The organism is Klebsiella sp. GW_Kp182, assembly GCF_040062275.1.
Lineage (GTDB): Bacteria > Pseudomonadota > Gammaproteobacteria > Enterobacterales > Enterobacteriaceae > Klebsiella > Klebsiella michiganensis.
The window spans coordinates 1-17,829 of record NZ_JBEAFQ010000060.1 but is presented as its reverse complement, the minus strand read 5'-3'; the positions used below and the strand labels follow the sequence as shown (position 1 = coordinate 17,829).

The following is a 17,829-nucleotide window of genomic DNA, read 5'->3' as shown; positions in this document are numbered from 1 at the left end:
GCTGGGCTGAGCGCGCTCAGCCAACGCTCAGGCAGCCTGAAGTGTGGCGGTTAAAATGCCTGTCGTTATCAATCCGTTCTCTCACACACAATCACGCCATCAATATTAATTCACTAAAGCTGATACATGAACCGCTAAAAATTCACTAATCAATCATCAACACGGACATTGAAAAATAACAGTCACATATTAGAATCAGCCTCGAAATACCACCTTGCACCTTCGTGTATTTCATTTTCTAAAAATGTCAAAATAGATTTTGACTTGTTGTTGTTTTCTTAAAGCACTCATATATTAAAGGAATATATAATGAAACAACTCACTGTATTTGAAATGGAAGAGATTTCTGGTGGCTACTCCTGGGACTTCTCATCGATAACTGGAGCCTTAACCAGTATTGTTTTTAATAGCGCTGAAGCTATCGGAGCATCCATTTTAGGCGCCACAGCTGGCGCACTTGCCGGTTCTGCTATGGGCGGCATCTTCGGCGGTAACGGTGGCGGCATTTTGGGTATCGGGTCAATTGGCCAGGCGGTGGGGATGATTTACGGTCTGTGCGTTGGCGGCGTTGGTGGCGCTATTGCTGGTGCCATGGTTGGCTGGGATATCACTCTCGATAAATGTATCGAGATGTTTGATGGATTTGTTGATGGTACGCTAGCCTACTGGTAAGAAAGTTTTCAGACCATAACTTTATGAAGGCTCTGACGAGCCTTCTTTTATCTTAATTCTCTATCTCAAAGCTGATAACAATGTTAAAAAATATCTATCGCAAGGAAGCGATTGAGTACAAAAAAATTCACTGGAAAGGGAAAGCATTATTGTTAGCAGGCATCCCGGCATGGTTGGTTACCTTGTTAGCATCACTTTTTCTTATTGCTCTTGTATTATCTCTCATATTTTGTACCTTCACTCAGCGCATTGATGTGCGTGGCGAAGTCATTACGCTCCCCCACTCCGTGAACGTCTTCGCACCACAGCAAGGTTTTGTTGTTAATCAGCACGTAAAAGTGGGTGATATCGTAAACAAAGGCCAACCGCTTTATGAGCTTGACGTTTCGCGTAATACCATTAATGGGAATGTGAGCGCAGCCCAAATTGAAGTGATTAATGAAAAAATTGCTAATGCGGAAGATATTATAAGCAAACTGACGCGCAATAAAGCTGAAACATTAACCGCCCTTGATAAACAGCTTAAAACTACCAGCGCCTCACTGGCTGAAACTAATCGCATGCTGGCGACGACTCAGGTAGGCTTAAACAAAATGCATACCAACTTATCCAGCTATGATAAATACCTCAAGGATGGTCTGATCACTAAAGACCAGTATAACTATCAGCATTCTTTATATTTTCAACAGCAAAGCGCCTATCAATCCCTGGTTACCCAAAAAATGCAGCTGGAATCTCAGCTCACGCAAACCAATAGCGATAAAATAACCAAAGCAGCAGACTTTGATAATCAGATTTCCAGCCAGCACAATCAAATTAATGATTACAAAAATCAGCTGGTAGAATCCAACGCGAATGGTAATCTCATTATTAAAGCAACGACCAATGGAAAGATTGAGTCGCTGGCCGTGACTAAGGGGCAGATGGTTGAGAACGGCAGCAGCCTCGCACAGATCAAACCCACAGGGGATATTGAGTATTATCTCATCCTATGGTTACCCAATAATACTATCCCTTATGTGAAGCCAGGCGACACGATTAATATTCGCTATGATGCTTTTCCTGCGGATAAATTTGGGCAATTTCCAGGAAAGGTTATTTCTATCTCCTCGGTTCCAGCATCACGCCAGGAGATGGCTGAATATACCAACGTTAATAACGGCACTAGCCAGCAGGAGTTGGCGCTCTATAAAGCCATTATAAAAATTAAAGACAAGACTTTTAACTACAACGGAAAAACGCTCACGCTCTCTAACGGCCTGAAGGCTCAGGCGGTAGTTTTTCTTGAAGAGCGTCCGCTTTATATGTGGATGTTTACCCCTTTCTATAAGATGACGCAAAGCGTGAGTGGCCCGATCGATGCATAAAGAACTGTTTAAAACGATTACCGATAAGCTAAATTTTTCGCTCCGCCATAAAACGCCGGTGATATTACAGTCGGAGGCTGCCGAATGCGGTATCGCCTGTCTGGCGATGGTTTGCGGCTTCTACGGGCTCAATATCGACCTGCTCAACTTCCGCCATCGCTACGGCAGTCCTTCTCAGGGCGTTACGCTCATGTCGTTGAGCAAAACGGCGGAACATGCCGGGTTGAAAAGCCGCGCGCTATCCCTCGACCTGGATGAAATCAAGCAGCTAAAGCTGCCCTGCGTCATCCACTGGGGTTTGAATCATTACGTGGTGCTCACTAAAGTGCGTAAAAGCAGCTTTATTGTTCACGACCCGGCGCTGGGTAAACGGGTTATTGGCATCCAGGAAATGTCCAATAACTTTACCGGCGTTGCGCTGGAGCTATGGCCGGACCAAAACTTTCAGCAGGAACAGGCGAAATCTCGTCTACGCCTGCTGGACCTGATGCGTAATATTGTTGGGCTGAAATCCGTCCTGCTCAAGATCTTTGCCTTTTCGGTAGTGGTTGAGGCTATCGGTCTGTTGTTACCCATCGGCACGCAGCTGGTTACCGACCACGTCATCATGGCGCACGATCAGAGCCTGCTTTCGGTTATCTGTATTGGCCTGGTTTTCTTCACGCTCTTCCGTACATTTATTAGTATGCTGCGGGCCTGGATCTCATTAACGTTAAATACGCTGACCAATATTCAGTGGAAGACAACGCTGTTCGATCATCTGGCGAGCCTGCCGTTATCCTTTTTTGAGAAGCGCCATCTGGGCGATATTCAGTCTCGTTTCTCCTCGCTGGATACTATCCGCTCAACCTTCACCAATAGTATTGTTACCGGCATTATCGATTCGATTATGACCGTTGGCCTGCTGATTATGCTAACGCTTTATGGCGGCTGGCTGGTTTGGGTCGTGGTGGGCTTTACTTTATGCTACGTCATCATGCGTTTTGCGACCTACAGCTTCTACCGCCGCGTTGCCGAAGAGCAGGTTATCAAGGGCGCCCGTTCCAGCTCGCACTTTATGGAGTCGCTCTACGGTATTTCAACCATTAAGGCGTTGAACTTAAAAGAACGCCGTTCGCAGCACTGGTTAAATATCAACATCGACGCCTGTAATGCCGGCATCAAACAGACTCGGTTCGATATGATGTTTGGCGGTATTAATACCTTTATTACTTCTATCGACCAGGTTGCGGTTCTCTGGCTGGGGGCAATTATGGTTATTGATAACAATATGACCCTTGGCATGTTTATGGCCTTTAATGCCTATCGCGGTCAGTTCTCGCAGCGCGCCTCAAGTTTGATCGATCTGATTATGCAGCTGCGTATGCTGTCGTTACATAATGAGCGTCTTTCAGAGATCGTCTTTAGCGAGCCGGAAAAAGAACTGCCTTCACGACGCGTTTTTGCAGAAAACACGGGCGTTAAACTGGAAGTGAAGAATCTCAGCTACCAGTACGATCCGTTCTCGCAGCCTATTTTTTCTAATTTAAATATTACCGTTGAACCGGGCGAATCCATCGCGCTGGTCGGCCCTTCCGGCGTCGGTAAAACCACGCTACTGAAAGTCATGTGCGGCCTGCTGTCCCCAACCAGCGGCGATGTGATAGCGGATAACCTCGATATTCAGAAAATCGGCATTAACAACTTCCGTCATGGAACGGCCTGCGTTCTGCAGGAAGACAGACTCTTTTCGGGTTCCCTGATCGATAATATCAGCGGCTTTGAAGATAACGCCGATATGGACTTTATCGTTGAATGCGCACGCAGATGTAATATCCATGATGAAATCATGAAAATGCCGATGGGGTACGAAACCATTGTCGGCGAGCTCGGTTTAGGCATCTCTGGCGGGCAAAAACAGCGGCTCTTAATCGCTCGCGCCCTCTATCGAAAACCCAGCATTCTGTTTATGGATGAAGCCACCAGTCATCTCGATCTTAAAAATGAGTCGGTGATTAACCAGTCTATCTCTGGGCTAAGCATTACCCGAATCATCGTCGCCCATCGGCCATCCACCATTGCCTCGGCCGATCGCATCATTGATTTATCACAGCTACGCACGCTGGCACCAGCGTAACCCTCAGGAAAAGGAGATCCGAATGCAAGGCACGTTTATTGGTTTTAATACCGCATCAATTAAATATGAAGACAAATTTTTAGCTTTAATGCTCAAAGTAAAGCTGAGTAATCAACTTTGCCAGTCTTACTATCTTCAGGCCCAGGCGCTTACCGACCTCCTGTTAGTTTTACAACACAGGATGGCCATCGTATTACAGCGCTTAAACGCTGAAGGTGAAAGTTATAAGAGCGAACTGGTCGCTTTTAATGAGCAGCTCATAGAAAACACCCCGGTTATAGATATGCCGGAAGTCCAGCAGCCCAATTCGGAAAGGCGAGTCATATCGATTACGTTAAAACCAGGAGATACCTGGTCAACGCTCATTCTGGTGCTGCAAAACGAGCAAATTGCTACGCTGCGCATTGATGATATGCAGGTTGAAGCGCTGCTGGTTGGAGTTCAGCAATCTCTTAAAAACGCCGGTGATAACGAACTGATTAAAAATTTAACGTCATCACTGGAAAGCCTGATGCTATATGCCCTGGATTTAACGAATAACAAGAATGTTGATTATCAACAGTACATCCAGGATGAGTGGAAGCTCAATCTGTTTTCCCATTATCTGGGCGTGCTGTACTGCTGTGATACGGAGGCAGGACGAAAAATCATCTCCGGCGCGGTGATTAAAACCAACGCCGCCCATCCGTCAGAGCAGGAGAATAGCGTAGTGATGCGCTTAATTGAGAAGAGCCCAAAACTGAAAGAAGTGCACGCAAAGCATCAGCCCTGCCAGATTTTTAGCCAAATTATTCCTTCTCAGCCGGGAAGAATGCTGTCGCTGGAGGAGTGCCTGCGGCCTTTACATGCGTTCTACATGGCGACACAGGCCAAAATCAACGCGCGCTAAAAAATATGCCAGGTGCCTCTATTGGCTCAAAAGAGGCACCTGTTAAATCAATTCGGGCACTTATAAACCTGGCCGTTCATTTGGCTATCTGTCGGGACAAAGCTGGACAACAGATTCTGCGTCGGGCTGCTGACGCCGTAAATCACGTTGCCTCCCATTTCTGCCGCATGGTTACGCAGAGCGTTTGCCGCACCGCGCATAGAGCCGCCTTCATCACCATTCTGCCCGGACAGCCAGTTGCTCTGCGTACCGGTCGCAGTGCCTAACAGCTGGCATTCGGAACCCGGTTTATCCTCAACAAAGCGTACGTTCTGGCCACCAGAGGTCAATTCGTTGCTGGAGCTGCAACCTGCTAACAACAATGCTGCGCCGACAATCCCTGCTAAATATTTTACCTGCATGTTATTCCCCACGATCAATGAGCTGGACGCACTGGCCCGGATGTACAACCTTATACTAAAAAGACGACAAAAAGAAAAACCCCCGAGCATTTCTGCCCGAGGGTTCTTTATTTCTAAGGGGTATAGCGCACGATTACATCATGCCGCCCATACCGCCCATGCCACCCATACCGCCAGCAGCACCTAAGTCAGGCGCGTCGCTTTTCGGCAGGTCAGTAACCATGCACTCGGTGGTGATCATCAGACCAGCAACGGATGCTGCGTACTGCAGAGCAGAACGCGTCACTTTGGTTGGGTCCAGGATACCGAAGTCGATCATGTTGCCGTATTCTTCAGTTGCGGCGTTGTAACCGTAGTTACCCTCACCGGCTTTCACGTTGTTAGCAACAACTGACGGCTCTTCACCGGCGTTGGATACGATCTGACGCAGCGGAGCTTCCATTGCGCGCAGCGCAACTTTGATACCGACGTTCTGATCTTCGTTCTGAGCGGTCAGGCCAGCCAGTTTAGCCGCAACGCGAACCAGCGCTACGCCACCACCGGCAACCACGCCTTCTTCAACCGCAGCACGGGTCGCGTGCAGGGCATCGTCAACGCGGGCTTTCTTCTCTTTCATTTCAACTTCGGTCGCTGCGCCAACTTTGATTACCGCAACGCCGCCTGCCAGTTTCGCAACGCGCTCCTGCAGTTTTTCACGGTCGTAGTCAGAAGTCGCTTCTTCGATCTGCTTACGGATCTGAGTAACGCGGCCCTGAATCGCAGCTTCTTCACCCACGCCATCGATGATGGTGGTGGTGTCTTTGTTGATAACAACGCGTTTCGCCTGACCCAGGTCTTCCAGAGTCGCTTTTTCCAGCTCCATACCGATCTCTTCAGAGATAACGGTACCGCCGGTCAGGGTTGCGATGTCCTGCAGCATAGCTTTACGACGGTCGCCGAAGCCCGGAGCTTTAACCGCAGCCACTTTAACGATGCCGCGCATGGTATTCACCACCAGGGTCGCCAGCGCTTCGCCTTCTACGTCTTCGGCGATGATAACCAGCGGTTTGCCAGCTTTCGCTACGGCTTCCAGAACCGGCAGCATTTCGCGGATGTTGGAGATTTTTTTGTCAGCCAGCAGGATGAACGGGCTTTCCAGCTCAACAGCACCGGTTTCCGGCTTGTTGATGAAGTACGGGGACAGGTAGCCGCGGTCAAACTGCATACCTTCAACCACGTCCAGTTCGTCTTCCAGACCGGTACCGTCCTCAACGGTGATAACGCCTTCTTTACCGACTTTGTCCATCGCTTCCGCGATCAGTTTACCTACGGTTTCGTCGGAGTTAGCGGAGATGGTACCTACCTGAGCAATGGCTTTAGAGTCAGAGCACGGTACGGACAGCGCTTTCAGTTCTTCAACGGCGGCAACGACAGCTTTGTCGATACCACGTTTCAGGTCCATCGGGTTCATACCCGCAGCAACGGCTTTCAGGCCTTCAGCGATGATAGCCTGAGCCAGTACGGTTGCGGTGGTGGTACCGTCGCCTGCAGCGTCGTTCGCTTTAGAGGCAACTTCTTTCACCATCTGCGCGCCCATGTTTTCGAACTTGTCTTCCAGCTCGATTTCACGCGCTACGGAAACGCCGTCTTTAGTGATGGTTGGCGCACCGAAGGATTTGTCCAGAACCACATTACGGCCTTTCGGGCCCAGGGTTACTTTAACTGCGTCTGCCAGTACGTTTACGCCGCGCAGCATTTTCACACGAGCGTCGTTACCGAATTTTACGTCTTTAGCTGCCATTTTATCTTTCCCTTAAATTCGTATGTTCAGTGTCGTTCGCGGATTACGCTTCAACAATTGCCAGAATGTCGCTTTCGGACATGATCAACACTTCTTCATTGTCGATCTTCTCGGACTTCACGCCATAGCCATCGTTGAAAATGACGATGTCACCAACTTTAACGTCCAGAGGCTGCACGGTTCCGTTTTCCAGGATGCGGCCCTTACCGACAGCGATGATTTCGCCACGAGTTGATTTTGCTGCCGCAGAACCGGTCAGAACGATGCCGCCAGCAGACTTCGTTTCAACTTCTTTACGTTTGACGATCACACGATCATGTAACGGACGAATACTCATTTTGATAGCTCTCCTTTGAGAAAGTCATTATCAGTTATGGATGACGCCGGTCCGCACACGGTTTTCCGGCTAGTGCCCTGAGAGATGGGGATGGGGTTTTACCGCTTCAAGGGGAAACGCAAAAAAAAATTTGTCCTCGTGCTCGGACGCACATAAATTTGCCGTCCTCGCCTGACGTCATAAGCAAAAGCGATTGTGATACCATCCTTTTTTTGCCGGGCGCAAGGTTGAATCATGAGTGGTTTAAAACAGGAGTTAGGGCTGGCTCAAGGCGTGGGATTACTCTCCACGTCATTACTGGGAACCGGGGTCTTCGCCGTTCCGGCACTGGCCGCGCTGGTCGCCGGCGATAACAGCCTCTGGGCCTGGCCGGCGCTGATTTTACTGGTGTTTCCCATCGCTATCGTCTTTGCGACGCTGGGCCGCCACTTTCCCAGCGCCGGCGGCGTGGCGCATTTTGTGAATATGGCCTTTGGCCCGCGTCTGGCGCGCGTCACCGGCTGGCTCTTTTTATCGGTGATCCCGGTGGGATTACCCGCGGCCCTGCACATCGCCACCGGCTTTGGTCAGGCGCTTTTTGGCTGGCACGACAGCCAGCTGCTGCTGGCCGAGCTGGGAACGCTGGCGATTATCTGGTGGGTCGGTTCCCGCGGAGCCAGCTCCAGCGCCAATCTACAAACGCTGGTTGCCGTGCTGATTGTCGCCCTGATCGTCGCCATCTGGTGGCGCGGCGCGATCAATCCCGCGCAGATCCCCTTCCCCGCGCCCGCTGAAATCGATAGTTCGCAGCTTTTCTCCGCGCTTTCCGTGATGTTCTGGTGCTTTGTCGGGCTGGAGGCTTTTGCACACCTGGCCTCTGAGTTTAAGCAGCCGGAACGCGATTTCCCCCGCGCGCTGATGATTGGCTTATTACTGGCGGGTTCCGTCTACTGGGCCTGTACCGTGCTGGTCCTGCATTTTCATGCCTTTGGCGAGGAGATGGCCGCCGCCGCGTCGCTGCCCAATATCGTGGTGCACCTGTTTGGCGTGCAGGCGCTGTGGATTGCCTGCGTTATCGGCTATCTCGCCTGCTTCGCCAGCCTCAATATCTATATTCAGAGTTTTGCTCGCCTGGTCTGGTCGCAGGCGCAGTACAAACCCGAGAGCTATCTGGCCCGGCTGTCGCCGCGACAGATTCCGCGCAACGCGCTGAACGCGGTGCTCGGCTGCTGCGTCATTAGCGCGTTATGCATTTATGCGCTCAATATCAATCTTGATGCGCTGATCGTCTACGCCAACGGCATTTTTATTATGATCTATCTGCTGTGCATGCTGGCGGGCTGCCGTTTGCTTGAGGGACGTTATCGCGCGTTAGCGGCGTTTGGCAGCCTGCTGTGCCTGCTGCTGCTGGCGATGGTGGGCTGGAAGAGCCTTTACGCGTTTATCATGCTGGCGGTACTGTGGCTGTTTTTACCGAAGCGCAGGCTGGCGGAGGGGTATTCCAGGCCGGAGTAACCGGCCCGGGCAATGCATGTTAGTCGCGGCGATCGTCTTTATGATCGAGACGGTCGCGTTCGTCGTCTTTACGCTGGTATTCGCCTTCAAAGGTATCGCCGCCGCCCTTTCCGGCGCTAAACCCGCCGCCCGGCATCCGGCTAAAGCGCAGATGCGGCATCAGTTTTAAGGTCAGATGCTTCTGTACCGGAGGTAACAGCAGCAGCAGCCCCAGGAAATCGGTAAAGAACCCCGGCAGAAGCAACAGCAAACCGGCGATAATCAGCGACACGCTTTTGATCATCTCTGCGGCCGGGCTCTCCCCCGCCGCCATCTTCTGCTGCATCAGCATGAGGTTTTTAAAGCCCTGGTTTTTCACCAGCGATATCCCCACCACCGAGCTGAAGATCACCAGAATCAGCGTCAGCAGAACGCCAAGCACATGAGCGACCTGGATAAAGATCGAGATTTCAATGTAAACGTATAAAAAAACGGCAATTAACGGAATCCAACGCACCGGCGTCTCCTTCATTAACAGACGCCAGCATCGGCGCCCGTAGTCATAGATGTGCTATTCGCATCAGCAAGATGTTGGGCCAAAACGTCACTTTTCAATCGTAAAAAAAGCTTATTTTTTTCAAAATTAGAAAACCGGTGACTCATTTCACAGATTAATAATTCTTATAAGATTCACTACATAATAAGTGATCAGGGCGGCTGATATTCGCTATCATCAGCATATGATCGTGGGCACCGGGCCGATTAAGGAAATAATCTGCGGCCAGAAAATGCGCTAGATCCCATTAATTCTGCGTATTTGGTGAATTCATAGGCAGCTTGAAAGAGAAGGTTCACATGTTAAACAACATTCGTATCGAAGAAGACCTGTTGGGTACAAGGGAAGTTCCAGCTGACGCTTACTACGGCGTCCATACTCTGAGAGCGATTGAAAACTTCTACATCAGCAACAACAAAATCAGCGATATCCCTGAATTTGTCCGCGGAATGGTGATGGTGAAGAAGGCCGCTGCGCAGGCTAACAAAGAGCTGCAAACTATCCCCAAAAGCGTCGCCAATGCCATTATCGCCGCCTGCGATGAGGTCCTGAATAACGGTAAATGCATGGACCAGTTCCCGGTCGATGTGTTCCAGGGCGGCGCGGGCACTTCCGTTAACATGAACACCAACGAAGTACTGGCGAACATCGGCCTTGAGCTGATGGGCCATCAGAAAGGCGAATATCAGTATCTCAACCCGAACGACCACGTTAACAAATGCCAGTCCACCAACGATGCCTACCCGACCGGTTTCCGCATCGCGGTCTACGCCTCCATCCTCAAACTGATCGATGCGATTAATCAGCTGGGCGAAGGCTTCCAGCAGAAGGCCGTGGAGTTCCAGGACATTCTGAAAATGGGCCGGACTCAGCTACAGGATGCGGTACCGATGACCCTCGGTCAGGAGTTCCACGCGTTTAATGTTCTGCTTAACGAAGAGACCAAATGCATTCTGCGCACCGCGGAACTGCTGCTGGAAGTGAACCTTGGCGCGACCGCTATCGGCACCCGTCTGAACACCCCGGATGGCTATCAGCAGCTGGCGGTACAAAAACTGGCGGAAGTCAGCAACCTGCCGGTTGTCCCCGCGGAAGATCTGATCGAAGCGACCTCCGACTGCGGTGCCTACGTGATGGTCCACAGCTCTCTGAAGCGCCTGGCGGTAAAACTGTCCAAAATCTGTAACGACCTGCGCCTGCTCTCTTCCGGCCCGCGCGCTGGCCTGAACGAAATCAACCTGCCTGAACTGCAGGCGGGCTCTTCCATCATGCCCGCCAAGGTTAACCCGGTGGTCCCGGAAGTGGTCAACCAGGTATGCTTCAAAGTAATCGGTAACGACACCACCGTCACCATGGCTTCCGAAGCGGGCCAGCTGCAGCTGAACGTGATGGAACCGGTGATTGGCCAGGCGATGTTTGAATCTATCCATATTCTGACCAACGCCTGCTACAACCTGCTGGAAAAATGCGTCAGCGGCATCACCGCCAACAAAGCGGTATGTGAAAGCTACGTCTACAACTCCATTGGCATCGTCACCTACCTCAACCCGTATATCGGCCACCACAATGGCGATATCGTCGGCAAAATCTGCGCTGAAACGGGCAAAAGCGTGCGGGATGTGGTGCTTGAACGCGGCCTGCTGACCGCGGCGGAGCTGGACGATATCTTCTCTGCGCAAAACCTGATGCATCCGGCCTATAAAGCGAAGCGTTATACCGATGAAAGCGAACAGTAGGTTTTCCGATTAAACTAACCACGGGCATGTCAGCAATGACATGCCCTTTTTGTTCTTATTGATTTACTAAATTACAACAACCCAATATCAACTTGTTAATAAAACAAGGAAGGCAAATATGTTTGGTGCAGAACTCGTTATTGTCCTGCTGGCGATTTATCTGGGGGCCAGGCTCGGGGGAATCGGCATCGGTTTCGCCGGTGGCCTGGGCGTCCTCGTCCTGACCCTCGTGTTTCAAATTAAACCTGGCGCGATCCCCTTCGACGTCATCGAAATCATTATGGCGGTTATCGCCGCTATCGCCGCCATGCAGGTCGCCGGAGGGATGGATTACCTGGTCAGCCTTGCCGAACGAATGCTCCGGCGTCATCCCAAATACATCACCTTTCTCGCGCCGCTGGTCACCTGGTTTATGACCGTGCTTGCCGGAACCGGGCATACGGCGTTCTCAACCTTACCGGTTATCACCGAAGTGGCAAAAGAACAGGGCATCCGCCCCTCACGCCCGCTCTCCATTGCGGTGGTCGCTTCGCAGATTGCCATTACCGCCTCGCCGATTTCCGCAGCGGTGGTCTTCTTTGCCGGTATTCTCGAGCCCCTGGGCGTCAGCTACCTGACGCTACTGGCGATCTGTATTCCGGTTACCCTGATTGCCGTCATGCTTACCGCCATCGTCTGTAACTTCCTCGGCTGTGAGCTGAAAGACGACCCGATTTATCAGGAGCGACTGGCAAAAGGGGAAGTCAAACTGCGCGGCAGCCAGGTTTTTGAACTGAAGCCGCACGCCAGACGCTCGGTATTACTGTTTCTGATCGGTATCGTCGCGGTGATGTTCTACGCCACCGCCATCAGCGATACCGTAGGGCTGATCCAGGATCCTGTCCTGCCGCGTAACGAAGCGATTGTGGTGTTTATGCTGACTATCGCGACGCTGATAAGCATCACCTGCAAAATCGACACCGGTGAAGTGCTCAACGCCAGCACCTTTAAATCCGGCATGAGCGCCTGCGTCTGCGTTCTCGGCGTCGCATGGCTGGGGGATACTTTCGTCAAAGCCCACATCAGCGATATCCAGACCGTGGCGGGCGACCTGCTGCACAACTACCCGTGGCTGCTGGCGGTGGTGCTGTTCTTCGCCGCGACCCTGCTATATTCCCAGGCCGCGACCACTAAGGCGCTGATGCCCGCCGCGCTGATGCTGGGCGTGAGCCCGCTCACCGCCATCGCCTCATTTGCCGCCGTCTCCGCCCTTTTCGTTCTGCCGACCTACCCCACCCTGCTGGCGGCGGTCGAAATGGATGACACCGGCTCCACCCGCATAGGCAAATATGTCTTTAACCATGCCTTCCTGATCCCCGGCGTCATCGCCATTACGCTATGCGTGATCCTCGGGTTTATTTTCGGCGGCATCATGCTGTAAATCTCTTCAAATTCGGGCCAGATCCTGGCCCGTTTCGTTAATCCTCCCTATCTTGCATGCTATAGTGCCTCTTTTCGCTGATACGAGGTTCACGATGACGATGCCTGATGCTGTTGTTGTACTCTGTACCGCGCCGGATGAAGCGACCGCCCAGGACCTGGCGGCCAAAGCGCTGGCGGAAAAACTCGCCGCCTGCGCCACTCTCCTGCCGGGAGCGACATCGCTTTACTACTGGGAAGGAAAACTGGAGCAGGAGTATGAAGTGCAAATGCTGCTGAAAACCGACCGTGCCCATCAGCAGGCGCTGCTGGACTGCCTGAAGTCCCATCACCCGTATCAAACCCCTGAACTTCTGGTTCTGCCCGTTATTCACGGAGACAACGATTACCTCTCATGGCTCAACGCATCATTACGCTGATCCTGCTGCTTTGCAGCACATCGGCCATTGCCGGCCTGTTCGACGCCCCTGGCCGCTCGAACTTTGTTCCTGCTGACCAGGCTTTTGCCTTCGATTTTCAGCAGAATCAACACGATCTTAATCTGACCTGGCAAATCAAGGATGGTTACTATCTTTACCGTAAACAGATAAAGCTGACGTCCGCCGATGCGGCGTTTACCGATCCCTCGCTGCCTGCAGGCGAATGGCATGAGGACGAGTTTTACGGTAAAAGCGAAATTTACCGCCAGCGCCTGACCGTGCCGGTCACTCTGACTCACGCCGCCGCCGGCGCGACTCTTACCGTGACTTATCAGGGATGCGCGGATGCCGGTTTCTGCTATCCGCCGGAAACCAAAATCGTGCCGCTCGGCAACGCGCTCGCGCGCTCCGGCAGCGATACCGCCGTCGGGCAACCCGGGCTGACCCCGCCTCTGCCGCTGGAAACGCGCCCGGCGCTGCCGGTAGAGTCGCCGTCTGAACTTCCGCCCCCCGCTGTGGACAATAAAGATGCCGCTCTCCCCTTTAGCGCGCTGTGGGCGCTCTTGATTGGTATCGGCATCGCGTTTACCCCCTGCGTTCTGCCGATGTATCCGCTGATTTCCGGCATCGTGCTGGGCGGTCAAAAACGCCTCTCCACCGCCCGCGCGCTGCTGCTGGCCTTTATCTACGTCCAGGGTATGGCCCTGACCTACACCGCCCTGGGGCTGGTCGTTGCCGCTGCGGGCCTGCAGTTCCAGGCGGCGCTGCAGCACCCTTATGTGCTGATCGGCCTGTCGGTGCTGTTTATCCTGCTGGCGCTGTCGATGTTTGGTCTGTTTACGCTCCAGCTGCCTTCGTCGCTGCAAACGCGCCTGACGATGATGAGCAATAAACGCCAGGGCGGTTCACCCGGCGGCGTATTCGCCATGGGGGCGATTGCCGGATTAATCTGCTCGCCCTGTACCACCGCGCCGCTGAGCGCCATTCTGCTCTATATTGCCCAGAGCGGTAATCTGTGGCTGGGCGGCGGTACCCTGTACCTCTACGCGCTCGGTATGGGGCTGCCGCTGATCCTGGTGACCGTATTCGGTAACCGTCTGCTGCCGAAAAGCGGCCCGTGGATGGCCCACGTCAAAACCGCCTTTGGCTTTGTGATCCTGGCGCTGCCGGTATTTTTACTCGAGCGTGTCGTGGGCGAACCGTGGGGCCTGCGGCTTTGGTCGCTGCTTGGCGTCGCCTTTTTTAGCTGGGCGTTTATTACCTCGCTGGGCGGCACGCGCCCCTGGCTGCGTATTGTGCAAATAGCGATGCTCGGCGCCGCGCTGGTCAGCGCCCGTCCGCTGCAGGACTGGGCTTTCGATGCGCCGGTCGCGCAACGGCAGTCCCATCTCCAGTTTACCCGTATCCATAGCGTCGATGAGCTCAATCAGGCGCTGGCGCTGGCGAAAGGCAAACCGGTGATGCTCGACCTGTACGCCGACTGGTGCGTGGCCTGCAAAGAGTTCGAGAAATACACCTTTACCTCACCTGAGGTGCAACAGGCCCTGAAAGAGACCGTTCTGCTGCAGGTTGATGTCACCAAAAATAGCGCGCAGGACGCGGCGCTGCTGAAGCACCTCCAGGTGCTCGGCTTGCCCACCATTCTGTTTTTCAATGAACAGGGGGAGGAGCAGCCCGCGCAGCGCGTCACCGGCTTTATGGATGCCGCGGCATTCAGCGCCCATTTGCGCGATCGACAACCGTGAGCGACACTGTAGGAGGAATAATGGAGGAAAAGACCGTGCAACGTGAAGATGTCCTGGGTGAAGCCATCCAAATCCTCGAAATCGAGGGTATCGCTAACACCACGCTGGAAATGGTCGCCGAGCGCGTGGCTTACCCGCTCAATGACCTCAAACGTTTCTGGCCTGACCAGGAAGCGCTGCTGTACGACGCGCTTCGCTATCTCAGCCATCAGGTCGATGCCTGGCGCCGCCAGCTTTTACTGGACGAGTCGCTCAGCGCGGAGCAGAAGCTGCTGGCCCGCTACGCCGCGCTGACCACCTGCGTAAGCAACCATCGTTATCCCGGCTGCCTGTTTATTGCTGCCTGTACTTTTTATCCGGACCCTCAGCATCCGATCCATCAGTTGGCCGAGCAGCAAAAGCAGGCTTCGCTGGCCTATACCCATGAACTGCTTAGCCAGCTCGAAGTTGACGATCCGGCAATGGTCGCAAAGCAGATGGAGCTAATCGTTGAAGGCTGCCTGAGCCGACTGCTGATCAAGCGCAGCCAGACGGATGTCGATACCGCGCGTCGCCTGGCAGAAGACATTTTGCGTTTTGCCCAGTGCCGTATGGGCGGCGCCCTGACCTGATTCCGATATCTTAACCAATTCATCGCGCATATAATCCCCTCCTCATCGATATGCTGACAGGGTTTGATATGCGCTCTCTTCTTTGGGTTGCCATCATGGGGCTGTGTTCAACACCGCTCCTGGCAGCTTCTCCGCAGGGCTTTTCTTTCGCGCACAAAGACTGGGAGCTCGCCTGCGACAACACCGGGACCTGCCGAGCCGCCGGCTATGGCGCCACCATGGGCGAAGTCAGCGTTCTGCTGACCCGCAATGCGGGCGCGGCGCAGCACGTCATCGCTGTGGCGACTTTCGCGCAAACCGAACGCGATATCCCCCCTGACGCAACGGTAAATCTGTTCATTGACGATCGGGATAACGGTCCACTTGAGGCCGCCGACGAGAGCCACTTTCGCTTTGACGACACCCAAACGGCGGCCCTGATTCAGGCCCTGGAGCACAACGGCAAAATTGAGCTTGCCCTTAACGGCGAGCGTAAGACGCTCTCCGACGCGGGCAGCAGCGCCGTATTCCTGAAAATGGATGAGTTTCAGCAGCGCCTGGGCACTGCCGATGCGCTGTTACGCCAGGGCGACGCCGGTGATGACAATATTTTGTCAGCCGCGCCCGCGCCGGAAATTATCGCCGCGCCGGTCATCCACAATGCTGCCACCGCAGCGCTGACGGCAAAGCAGCGGCAGAAACTCCGTCCTCAGCTCGTCCCTCTGCTAAACAGCCATTGCGACGACTGGCAAAACGCGGATATCCCGGCATCTGAGCGCCAGATCACCGCAACGCCGTTGGATAAAAGCCACACGCTGATTCAGGCGCTGTGCTGGCGCGCTGCCTACAACGACGGCTATGCAACGTGGGTGGTCGACAAGGCGTTTATGACCCAGCCTCAGCTGGTCACCACTGACGCCTCCAGCTATGCCGACGGCGTGCTCACCTTTTTCAATAAAGGCCGCGGTATCGCCGACTGCATCAGCGGTGAAGAGCGCGTCTGGGATGGCAAAACGTTTGTCCAGAGCCTGAAATACACCACCGGCGACTGCCGGGAGATCGCCCCCGGCGGCGCGTGGATGCTGCCCACCTTTGTGAGCCAGGTTATTCCGAAGCAGCAGAAAGATGCCGATAACAACGCGCTGAAAGCGCTGTATAACGCCGTATTAAAGGAGCAGAAGGCCAATCCTGAACTGGATCTGAATAATATCGCCGAGCAGTTCCCCCTCAGCGGGAACGTCAGCCATTTTACGCTGACCTACGCGGACGACTCTCTGGTATCGACGACAAAACCGTCCGCCGATATCAGCGATGATGAGTGGCAGGCGTTTCTCCAGTCCGATATCAGCGCCGACTCCGAAAACGGTAAAGTCAGCTTTACGCTGGTCGACCTCGACGGAGACGGTAAACGCGATTTAATTATCGACAGCTACGTTGGCGGCACCGGACTCTTTAGCTATACCGGGATACTAAAACGCAGCGACGACGCTTTTGCTGCGGTCAACAGCGATGATAGCGGCAATGGCGATGATTTTGACGCAGGCGTTCCGGGCGCGCTCTATTCTCTCAACGGCCGCGGCGCCAACCAGTGGAGTCACTGGGTGCGCATTAACGGCCAGGTTTACGCGCTCTGGTACAACGGCCAGTTTGGCGAAGATAATCTCTATCTGTTGCGCCCGTTTGGCCCCTCAGGCAGTACGCCGGCAGTGACAATCCGCTATCGCTACACCCTTAACGACATTCGCTCGCCGGAAAAAGACCAGCCTCTGACGCCCGCGCTGAATGAGCGGGAAAAGTCAGACCTGCTGAAGTCGCTGGAAGTAATGCAGAGCAACCTGCTCAAGGATAAGCCGCAGAGCGACAATGACGCGCCAATTTGCCCTATTCCTCCGGGCACATCATCCGACGACGCGGAAAACTACTACAGCGGGGTAGCGTCGAACTATATCTATGAAACCGTGGCATATATCCCGGTCTGGCTGAACGATAAATGTTTTATCGGCACCATCTTTAGCCACCACGGCGCCTATCGTCACGGCGTCGATGCGGAAATCACAATCAGCTCGCCGCGCGATGACGAAGACATTGTTGGCGACTACGCGATCTCCGGATTACGCCGCGCTATCTCGGTGACCAGCGGCTGGAAAATCCGTGAAGGCGACAACGGTATGATGTAATTTTCAGCAAAAAAGCGTCTTCAGGCGCAGAATTGCCGCAAACTTAAGCAACCGGTAGATAAATCGAGAAATTTGATTGACGCCGAGTACGGATTACGGTTTAATGCGCCCCGTTGCCCGGATAGCTCAGTCGGTAGAGCAGGGGATTGAAA

Annotated in this window: 15 protein-coding genes; 11 read left to right on the top strand and 4 right to left on the bottom strand. The window is 53.4% G+C overall.

What is annotated here, in order from left to right; genetic code table 11:
* The first annotated feature begins 309 nt into the window (after positions 1–309).
* The 4 genes from ABLU88_RS24800 to yjeJ all read left to right on the top strand — a co-directional run bounded on the left by ABLU88_RS24800 (position 310) and on the right by yjeJ (position 5,044).
* Positions 310–672, top strand: a complete 363-nt coding sequence (locus tag ABLU88_RS24800) for a hypothetical protein (protein ID WP_004097919.1) — start codon at positions 310–312, stop codon at positions 670–672.
* 80 nt (positions 673–752) lie between these two features.
* Complete coding sequence (locus tag ABLU88_RS24795; RefSeq protein WP_064405839.1) at positions 753–2,039, top strand: HlyD family secretion protein; 1,287 nt, start codon at positions 753–755, stop codon at positions 2,037–2,039.
* Positions 2,032–4,155, top strand: a complete 2,124-nt coding sequence (locus ABLU88_RS24790; protein WP_348838319.1) for a peptidase domain-containing ABC transporter — start codon at positions 2,032–2,034, stop codon at positions 4,153–4,155. The genes ABLU88_RS24795 and ABLU88_RS24790 overlap by 8 nt, the downstream gene beginning before the upstream one ends.
* 22 nt (positions 4,156–4,177) lie before the next feature.
* Positions 4,178–5,044, top strand: a complete 867-nt coding sequence (gene yjeJ, locus ABLU88_RS24785) for a YjeJ family protein (protein ID WP_025107651.1) — start codon at positions 4,178–4,180, stop codon at positions 5,042–5,044.
* 47 nt (positions 5,045–5,091) lie between these two features.
* On the opposite strand, the gene ABLU88_RS24780 is transcribed toward yjeJ, so the two are convergent.
* From ABLU88_RS24780 to ABLU88_RS24770, 3 genes are all read right to left on the bottom strand, one after another.
* A complete protein-coding gene (locus ABLU88_RS24780) occupies positions 5,092–5,445 on the bottom strand; it encodes a DUF4156 domain-containing protein (protein WP_004097909.1) in 354 nt (117 codons plus the stop codon).
* 133 nt (positions 5,446–5,578) lie between these two features.
* Positions 5,579–7,225 (bottom strand): chaperonin GroEL, encoded by a 1,647-nt coding sequence (gene groL, locus ABLU88_RS24775; RefSeq protein ID WP_004097907.1) that lies wholly within the window; start codon positions 7,223–7,225, stop codon positions 5,579–5,581.
* Positions 7,226–7,268: 43 nt separating this feature from the next.
* The gene (locus ABLU88_RS24770; protein ID WP_003855929.1) at positions 7,269–7,562 is read right to left on the bottom strand and encodes a co-chaperone GroES; all 294 of its coding nucleotides are present in this window, start codon (positions 7,560–7,562) and stop codon (positions 7,269–7,271) included.
* 234 nt (positions 7,563–7,796) lie between these two features.
* Here ABLU88_RS24770 and yjeH point away from each other — a divergent pair, with 234 nt between their 5' ends.
* Positions 7,797–9,056 carry an L-methionine/branched-chain amino acid transporter gene (gene yjeH, locus ABLU88_RS24765; protein ID WP_025107653.1) on the top strand — a complete coding sequence of 420 codons (1,260 nt, stop codon included), beginning with the start codon at positions 7,797–7,799 and terminating at the stop codon, positions 9,054–9,056.
* 19 nt (positions 9,057–9,075) lie between these two features.
* On the opposite strand, the gene ABLU88_RS24760 is transcribed toward yjeH, so the two are convergent.
* The gene (locus tag ABLU88_RS24760) at positions 9,076–9,552 is read right to left on the bottom strand and encodes an FxsA family protein (RefSeq protein ID WP_224382147.1); all 477 of its coding nucleotides are present in this window, start codon (positions 9,550–9,552) and stop codon (positions 9,076–9,078) included.
* A 338-nt stretch (positions 9,553–9,890) separates the two neighbouring features.
* Here ABLU88_RS24760 and aspA point away from each other — a divergent pair, with 338 nt between their 5' ends.
* The 6 genes from aspA (at position 9,891) to ABLU88_RS24730 (ending at position 17,677) form a co-directional block, all read left to right on the top strand.
* Positions 9,891–11,327: an aspartate ammonia-lyase gene (gene aspA, locus ABLU88_RS24755; RefSeq protein ID WP_004097898.1), complete on the top strand. Its 1,437-nt coding sequence runs from the start codon at positions 9,891–9,893 to the stop codon at positions 11,325–11,327.
* Positions 11,328–11,445: 118 nt separating this feature from the next.
* Positions 11,446–12,747: an anaerobic C4-dicarboxylate transporter gene (locus ABLU88_RS24750; RefSeq protein ID WP_014227594.1), complete on the top strand. Its 1,302-nt coding sequence runs from the start codon at positions 11,446–11,448 to the stop codon at positions 12,745–12,747.
* 94 nt (positions 12,748–12,841) lie between these two features.
* The gene (cutA, locus tag ABLU88_RS24745; RefSeq protein WP_192467699.1) at positions 12,842–13,165 is read left to right on the top strand and encodes a divalent cation tolerance protein CutA; all 324 of its coding nucleotides are present in this window, start codon (positions 12,842–12,844) and stop codon (positions 13,163–13,165) included.
* Positions 13,141–14,910, top strand: coding sequence for a protein-disulfide reductase DsbD (locus ABLU88_RS24740; RefSeq protein ID WP_348838313.1), 1,770 nt, complete (start codon positions 13,141–13,143; stop codon positions 14,908–14,910). Before cutA ends, ABLU88_RS24740 begins: the two co-directional genes overlap by 25 nt.
* Positions 14,911–14,930: 20 nt before the next feature.
* Positions 14,931–15,521, top strand: a complete 591-nt coding sequence (locus ABLU88_RS24735) for a transcriptional regulator (RefSeq protein ID WP_004097892.1) — start codon at positions 14,931–14,933, stop codon at positions 15,519–15,521.
* Positions 15,522–15,589: 68 nt separating this feature from the next.
* Positions 15,590–17,677 (top strand): DUF1176 domain-containing protein, encoded by a 2,088-nt coding sequence (locus ABLU88_RS24730; RefSeq protein ID WP_348838309.1) that lies wholly within the window; start codon positions 15,590–15,592, stop codon positions 17,675–17,677.
* Positions 17,678–17,829 lie beyond the last annotated feature (152 nt).

Excerpts from the sequence above, each read along its gene's own strand:
- ABLU88_RS24740 (WP_348838313.1), top strand. The coding sequence starts at position 13,141 with ATGGCTCAACGCATCATTACGCTGATCCTGCTGCTTTGCAGCACATCG.
- groL (WP_004097907.1), bottom strand. The coding sequence starts at position 7,225 with ATGGCAGCTAAAGACGTAAAATTCGGTAACGACGCTCGTGTGAAAATG.
- ABLU88_RS24800 (WP_004097919.1), top strand. The coding sequence starts at position 310 with ATGAAACAACTCACTGTATTTGAAATGGAAGAGATTTCTGGTGGCTAC.
- ABLU88_RS24790 (WP_348838319.1), top strand. The coding sequence starts at position 2,032 with ATGCATAAAGAACTGTTTAAAACGATTACCGATAAGCTAAATTTTTCG.
- yjeH (WP_025107653.1), top strand. The coding sequence starts at position 7,797 with ATGAGTGGTTTAAAACAGGAGTTAGGGCTGGCTCAAGGCGTGGGATTA.
- ABLU88_RS24750 (WP_014227594.1), top strand. The coding sequence starts at position 11,446 with ATGTTTGGTGCAGAACTCGTTATTGTCCTGCTGGCGATTTATCTGGGG.
- aspA (WP_004097898.1), top strand. The coding sequence starts at position 9,891 with ATGTTAAACAACATTCGTATCGAAGAAGACCTGTTGGGTACAAGGGAA.
- ABLU88_RS24735 (WP_004097892.1), top strand. The coding sequence starts at position 14,931 with ATGGAGGAAAAGACCGTGCAACGTGAAGATGTCCTGGGTGAAGCCATC.
- ABLU88_RS24770 (WP_003855929.1), bottom strand. The coding sequence starts at position 7,562 with ATGAGTATTCGTCCGTTACATGATCGTGTGATCGTCAAACGTAAAGAA.
- yjeJ (WP_025107651.1), top strand. The coding sequence starts at position 4,178 with ATGCAAGGCACGTTTATTGGTTTTAATACCGCATCAATTAAATATGAA.
- ABLU88_RS24730 (WP_348838309.1), top strand. The coding sequence starts at position 15,590 with ATGCGCTCTCTTCTTTGGGTTGCCATCATGGGGCTGTGTTCAACACCG.
- ABLU88_RS24795 (WP_064405839.1), top strand. The coding sequence starts at position 753 with ATGTTAAAAAATATCTATCGCAAGGAAGCGATTGAGTACAAAAAAATT.
- ABLU88_RS24780 (WP_004097909.1), bottom strand. The coding sequence starts at position 5,445 with ATGCAGGTAAAATATTTAGCAGGGATTGTCGGCGCAGCATTGTTGTTA.
- cutA (WP_192467699.1), top strand. The coding sequence starts at position 12,842 with ATGACGATGCCTGATGCTGTTGTTGTACTCTGTACCGCGCCGGATGAA.